Below are 1728 nucleotides of genomic sequence, written 5' to 3'. Positions count from 1 at the left end.
AGAGATGTTGGGTTCACAAGACCGCCAATGTGCTGGGCGCGACCCCCAAATCCATGCATGAAAGGGTCAAGGCCGATCTGCAAGACATCTGGATGGCCGAGACGAAGAAGGAGGCGAATGCCGCCTTCGATCTCTTCGTCGAAATCTACGGCGCGAAGTACGAGAAGGCTGTGGCCAAGCTGGTGAAAGACCGTGACGAGCTGCTGGCCTTCTACGACTTCCCGGCCGAGCACTGGAAGCACATTCGGACCACGAACCCGATCGAGAGTGTCTTCGCCACGGTCAGGAACCGGACCCGCAAAACCAAGGGCTGCCTGAACCGCAAGACCGCCCTCGCCATGGTCTTCCGACTCATGAAGTCAGCCAAGAAGAAGTGGCGGAAGATCAACGGGCCAAACCGTCTGCCCGACGTCATTCAGGGGATTGAGTTCAAGGACGGGATCAAGCAACTTCAAACCGCCGCCTGATGAGGACCGTCACCAACTTTTGGGCATATCTCGACCTTCCAGGCAAAGCATGGCTTCCGCTATGAAAACAACAGGCGACTTCATGGACGTATTTTCGAATAGCCATTGGAAACTCTGAGCCATGTGGCGTCAACCACGCAACACCGTCCGGTCTCTGGTACTTTTAAATTTCATCGCAAGCAAACTGAATTCTCTGGAGGACCTCCAGCTCATCCTCACTTTGCGGAGCAGGCATCCGCTCACTTTCATTATCACGAGAAGGAAGGCAATTCCGTATTAATTGCTTCTGATTTTCTTTCAGAGCTCCCGGCTGGATCCATGCTTCGGTCATCGCGCGATCAAGTGAGAAAAAATCATTGTCGATTGCGCGGCCTAGGCCGTGTTGACAAAACCCTTCCCGTAGCGCTTTCGGCGTGGTTCACGCTGCCTGATTTTGGTCGGGGGGAGTGACGCGATGGCGCGGGGTCTGATGTCGAACGCGGAGTGGGCGTTCTTCGAGCCGTTCATCCGGGGGTACGTGCCCGAAACGGTCGGCAGGGAGCCGATCACCGGCGGGTGCTAGACGGAGTGTTCTGGATCGCCCGGACGGGAAGCCCTTGGCGCGACCTGCCCGAGGAGTTCGGCAAGTGGTCGTCGGTCTACCGCCAGTTCCGCCGTTGGACGCTGGCAGGTCTGTGGGAGACGATCCTGGAGGCGCTCAACGAGGCTGCGGGAGAGCTGGATCACCCGCCCGACCGGCTTCATATGATCGACAGCACCGTCGTCCGGGCGCACCAGCATGCAGCCGGCGCGATAGAGCAACCTGCGGTCTGGAAATTCTGCTGAGAGCGGGTCATGCATCCTGGCATTCCCATTTGATGTAGGCCTTGGTCTCGGAGGCCCATTTCTCGTCGATCTCTACGAGGACGGCGCTGACCAGTCGCAGCAGAGCGTCGTCGCTGGGAAAGACCCTGACCTTTACGGTGCGCCGCTTGAGCTCCTGCTGGACGGATCGCTCCATCGGGTTTGAAGTGCGCAGCCGGCGGCGATGGTGCTCGGGCAGCGTGAAGACCGCGAGCCCCTCGGGCGCGTTTTCCTCCAGCCATGCGGCCAGCTTCGGCGCAGAGGTGCGATAGCTGGCGACGATCTCTGCCAAGGCCGTTTCTGCCTTGGCGAGCGTGCTGGCATTCCACACGGTGCGCAGCTCGGCTCCGATGCGCTTGCGGCTCTCGACGTTCGGAGCGTGATGAATGGCGTTGCGCGCGAGATGGAACTGGCAGCG

2 protein-coding genes and 1 pseudogene are annotated in these 1728 nt (G+C 59.5%); 2 read left to right on the top strand and 1 reads right to left on the bottom strand.

Annotation, left to right across the window (positions count from 1 at the left end):
• On the top strand, positions 1–467 hold a 467-nt coding region (locus JSE7799_RS00665; RefSeq protein ID WP_186201798.1), incomplete at its 5' end, for a transposase.
• A gap of 454 nt (positions 468–921) precedes the next feature.
• A pseudogene (locus JSE7799_RS00660) lies at positions 922–1259 on the top strand (IS5 family transposase); the annotation flags it as partial.
• 40 nt (positions 1260–1299) lie between these two features.
• Here the strand turns inward: JSE7799_RS00660 and JSE7799_RS00655 are convergent.
• Positions 1300–1728: transposase (locus JSE7799_RS00655; RefSeq protein WP_186201797.1), on the bottom strand; the 429-nt coding region annotated here is incomplete at its 5' end.

The organism is Jannaschia seosinensis (assembly GCF_001408515.1).
GTDB lineage: Bacteria > Pseudomonadota > Alphaproteobacteria > Rhodobacterales > Rhodobacteraceae > Jannaschia > Jannaschia seosinensis.
Note: the sequence above shows the minus strand (reverse complement) of the source record. Positions and strands in the feature narration are given on the sequence as shown.